Annotated in this window: 4 protein-coding genes; all 4 read left to right on the top strand. The window is 69.1% G+C overall.

Going from position 1 to position 4,484, the window contains the following annotated elements; genetic code table 11:
• Positions 1–725 precede the first annotated feature (725 nt).
• Positions 726–2,039: an RluA family pseudouridine synthase gene (locus ACOJTD_RS17680; RefSeq protein ID WP_420134186.1), complete on the top strand. Its 1,314-nt coding sequence runs from the start codon at positions 726–728 to the stop codon at positions 2,037–2,039.
• A gap of 10 nt (positions 2,040–2,049) precedes the next feature.
• Positions 2,050–2,403, top strand: a complete 354-nt coding sequence (locus ACOJTD_RS17675) for a hypothetical protein (protein ID WP_420134185.1) — start codon at positions 2,050–2,052, stop codon at positions 2,401–2,403.
• Between the two features lie 24 nt (positions 2,404–2,427).
• The gene (locus tag ACOJTD_RS17670; protein ID WP_420134184.1) at positions 2,428–3,213 is read left to right on the top strand and encodes an ATP12 family chaperone protein; all 786 of its coding nucleotides are present in this window, start codon (positions 2,428–2,430) and stop codon (positions 3,211–3,213) included.
• Positions 3,214–3,273: 60 nt separating this feature from the next.
• The coding region (locus ACOJTD_RS17665) for a flagellar hook-length control protein FliK (RefSeq protein WP_420134183.1) at positions 3,274–4,484 on the top strand (1,211 nt) is incomplete at its 3' end.

The following is a 4,484-nucleotide window of genomic DNA, read 5'->3' as shown; positions in this document are numbered from 1 at the left end:
AGAATAATTGCTTCTTTTGCCAGGCGGAAAGCAAGGGGAAGCTAACACCTCAATCCTCTCTTGACAAAATTCAGATAGGTCTTTAATCCTATCTCACCTCGTCCACGAGGGGCGCTTCTAGAGGCGTCTTGGAGTGGGGCGGGGTGTGGCGCCTGCGGGCGGGGGAGGACGTGGCCCTCGCGCTCGGGACGCTTCGGGTCACCGTCCGGCCCCACTACGGGGGTCTGCCACTTGTTAGTTGGCTGGACGGGCACAGGCGAAGGCGGGGAAATCCCGCCGGACCGTCGGGTTTCGTTACCCGTGCCTGCGCCCGGAAGCACGGTCCTGAAGCGACAAGTCGCCACGGTGGAGCGCCGGAAGGCGTTTCCGCGGCCTCCGGGCTTCGGCGATCCGAAGTTCGTGCTGCGGCCACTACCAAGGTGCGCCTTTCGGCGCTCCGCCGCCCCTCACGCGTGCGAGGGGCGGGACGTCCGCAAAGCTCGGGCGCAACGGCGCCGCGAGGATGCGGGCGTTCGGCCGGGGTGCTGCCGCCGTGTCGGCAGTGCCCGGGTCCGTGGTCCGGACGGCGATCGCCGTGCCGGGCTGCGCGCTCCGAGCCACACGGCTGGGGCGGTCCCGGATTTCGCTTCGCTGCATCCGGGCTACGGGCCAACCACCCAGATTCCGCCGTGACCGGACCGCGCTTTTGCGCTAGGCACGGCCTCAACCTCCGGAGCGCCTGATCGATGAGCCGTCGTACCAAAAAACCCCTCGCCAAACGCGGTCCCGGCGGCGACCGTCCCAAAGCGGGCACAAAAGCCGGCGCCCGGCCGGCCAAGGCTGGATCGGCGAAGCCAGGTGCGTTCAAGGCTGGCCCGGTGCGCGGCAATCGCGGCGAGGACGGCCGGCCGGTATCGGCGCGGCCGGTGCGCAAGCGTCCTGCCGGCGAGCGCCCGGCGCTCGATCGACCGGACAGCGAGCGGTTCGAGGCCCGGCGATCCGGCGCGCGTCCGCGGCCCGAGGCGATCGCGCCGGAGCCCGAAAAGGCCAAGCCCGACGCGCCGCTGCCGACGAAGGTCGAGACGGTCACCGTCACGGCCGACGAGAACGGCATGCGGGTCGATCGCTTCCTCGAGGCGCGGTTTCCCGGGCTGTCGTTCTCCCACATCCAGCGCATCGTCCGCAAAGGCGAGCTGCGGGTGAACGGCAAGCGCGCCGACAGCAAGGACCGGCTGGAGGAGGGGCAGAGCGTCCGCATTCCGCCGCTCAAGCTCGACGCGCCGAAGCTGCCGGGCCATCTGTCCGAAGCCGAGCAGAAGACGCTGGCACAGCTCAAAGAAATGACGCTGTTCGAGGACGCCGATGTGCTGGTGCTGAACAAGCCCGCCGGCCTCGCGGTGCAGGGTGGCTCGGGGACGACGCGGCACATCGACCAGATGCTCGAAGTGCTGCGCGACGCCAAGGGCCAGAAGCCGCGCCTGGTGCACCGCATCGACAAGGAGACCGCGGGCTGCCTGCTGGTCGCCAAGACCCGCTTCGCCGCCACGGCGCTGACCGGCTCCTTCCGCCATCGCTCGGCGCGCAAGATCTATTGGGCGCTGGTCGCCGGCGTGCCGAAGCCGAAGCAGGGGCGGATCTCGACCTATCTGGCCAAGGACGAGAGCGAAGAGGATTCGATCATGCGCGTCGCCAAACACGGCGACGACGGCGCCAGCCACGCCGTGACGTACTACGCGGTGGTCGAGACCTCCGGCCAGAAGCTGGCCTGGGTGTCGCTGAAGCCGGTGACCGGGCGCACCCATCAGCTGCGCGCCCACATGGCGCATATCGGCCACGCCATCGTCGGCGATCCGAAGTACTTCAACATCGAGAACTGGCAACTGCCCGGCGGACTGCAGAACCGGCTGCATCTCCTGGCGCGCCGCATCGTCATCCCGCATCCGCGTGGCGGCGTGATCGACGTCTCGGCGCCGCTGCCGGCGCATATGCTGCAGAGCTGGAACCTGCTCGGGCTCGAGCACGACCGCTTCGATCCGATCGAGCATGCGCCGGAAGAATGAGGCGAGGCCGGTGGCGCAGCTTGCGCGGCGGCGGTGCGATCACGACATGCATATGATGAAACGGATCGCTTCAGCTCTCCTCGTCCTCTCGCTGATCGCCGCGCCCGGCGCCGCGCTGGCGCAACTCGTGCCCGGCCAGTTGCCGTCGACGCTGCCGCCGCCACCTCCACCGCCGCCGCCACCCCCCGTGGTTGTTCCGGCGGTGCCGCAGCTCGACGCGCCGGCCCCCACCCCCCGGGCCCAGCTTCCCAACCAGCGCCGCTCGTTCGGCGACCGCATCACCGATTGCCTCACCGATGGCAATGCGGCGCGGCTTTCGCCGAACGACCGCGCCGCCTATTCTCGCGGCTGCGCCAATCAGTAAGCGATCAGCAAGGACACTCAGCCGATGCGTGACCTCATCGACGACGTCGCAGGCAAATCGCAGCTCGAGCCGGAAGAGGCGGTGCGGCGTACATCTCGCGCGGCGCTGCCGAAGCGGTTCTACAAATCCGCCGAAGTATCAGACGTCGCGGACGGCTTTGCCATCACGCTCGACGGCCGTCCGGTGAAAACGCCGTCGCGCAATGCGCTCGCCGCGCCGACGCGCGAGCTGGCCGACGTGATCGCCGCCGAATGGCAGGCACAGGGCGAGCACATCGATCCGATGACGATGCCGATGACGCGGCTGGCGCACAGCGTGCTCGACGGCGTCGTCGGCCGCATCGACGAGGTCGCCGACGATGTCGCCAAGTACTTCGGCTCGGACCTGCTGTTCTATCGCGCCGGCCATCCCGAAGGGCTGGTGGCGATGGAATCCAAACATTGGGATCCGGTGCTGTATTGGGCCGCGAACGAACTCGGCGCGCATTTCATCCTCGCCGAGGGCATCATGCATGTCGATCAGCCGGAGCCGGCGATCGCCGCGGCGCGCGCGGCGATGCCGCAGGATGCCTGGTCGGTCGGCGCTTTCCACGTCGTGACGACGATCACCGGCTCGGCGCTGCTGGCGCTGGCCTTGGCGAAGGGCGAGCGCGACGCCGACCAGGTCTGGGCCGCCGCGCATGTCGACGAGGACTGGAACATCGAGCAATGGGGCCTCGATGAAGAGGCGGCCGCACGCCGCGCCGCGCGGCTGATCGAATTCAAGGCCGCCGCGCAGGTGCTGGCGGCGCTGGCGGGGCGGGGAAGTTAACAAGCCGTTTACGGCGATCAGCTAGCCTCGTTCGAATTGTCGCGCGGCGAACGGGTCCTCATGGCGATTTCCGTCAATCCGAACCTTCCCCTCGTCGCTCTGCAGGGCGTGACGGCCGACGTCACGTTGCAGCCCGGCACGGTGGTTCAGGCCAAGGTGCTGGCGATCCTCGACAACAGCCAGGTCCGTATCGCGATCGGCGGCCAGACCGTCGAGGCGACCACGCAGGTGCCGCTGCAAGCCGGCCAGACGCTGCAGGTCGCGGTGTCGCAGACCGATCAGGGCGTCCGCCTCGCCATCGTCAATCAGCCGGTCACGACCAGCACGCCGGCCAATCTCGCCGCGACGAGTCTCAGCCTCGACACCGTCACGCTGGCGCCGCAGGCGATCACGCTGACCGCGCAAGCGGCGCCGAGCATCGTGCCGGCCGCCAACGCGCTGACGCCCCAGCAGGCCGCCGCGCTGACCACCGCGGCGCAAACCGCGGCAACGCAGCAAACCGGGCTGTCGTCGCTGTTCGCCAATCTCGATGCGGTGACTGATCTCGCCAGCCTGCCGCAGGCGGTGCGTCAGGCGGTGGCGCAGGTGCAGTCGCTGCGCACCGCGCTCACCCCGGCGCTGACGGGCGCCGACATTCAGCGCGCGGTGCAGAGTTCGGGAATCTTCCTCGAAGCCTCGTTAGCCAATGCACAGCCGGCGACCGCCGGCACCGATCTGAAGGCCGCGCTGATCGTCTTGCGCCAAGTGCTGGGCACCGCGCTCGGTGGCACCGCGGCGGCGAACGCCAATGCTACGGCGATGCCGACGCCCCTGCTGCAGAACGGGCAGGTGGCGCAATTGCTCGTCCAGTCCACCTTGCTCGCGGCCCAGAACGAGGTCGCGGCCACGACCACAGAAACGACAGCGCAAGCCAACACGCCGTTCGCCGCGGCCGGACTTGCGGCGACGCCGACCCTGGCGTCGATGATGACCGCGACGGCGCCGTCCGCGACCGATACGGCGGAGCAGGCACTGCTGCGCAGCGTCATCAATCAGCTCAGCAATGTCGAAGCCTCTGCGACCGCGACGACGACCAGCGCGACGACCGCGGTCGATACGGCCGCGACGCTGAGCGCCTTGCAGGAAGCGGTGCAGGCCAATCCGCAGAACGCCGCGATGCTGGCCAAGACTGGTTTCGCCAGCAACGCGCTGCTGCTATCGCTGCTGCCGGCGACCAGCGGCGCGCGGATCGGCAAGGTCGACGACGCTGCGGTCGCGCGCACCAACACGCC

Source organism: Rhodopseudomonas sp., assembly GCF_048594845.1.
Classification (GTDB): domain Bacteria; phylum Pseudomonadota; class Alphaproteobacteria; order Rhizobiales; family Xanthobacteraceae; genus Rhodopseudomonas.
This window is presented reverse-complemented; position numbering and strand designations above follow the sequence as displayed.

Excerpts from the sequence above, each read along its gene's own strand:
- ACOJTD_RS17680 (WP_420134186.1), top strand. The coding sequence starts at position 726 with ATGAGCCGTCGTACCAAAAAACCCCTCGCCAAACGCGGTCCCGGCGGC.
- ACOJTD_RS17670 (WP_420134184.1), top strand. The coding sequence starts at position 2,428 with ATGCGTGACCTCATCGACGACGTCGCAGGCAAATCGCAGCTCGAGCCG.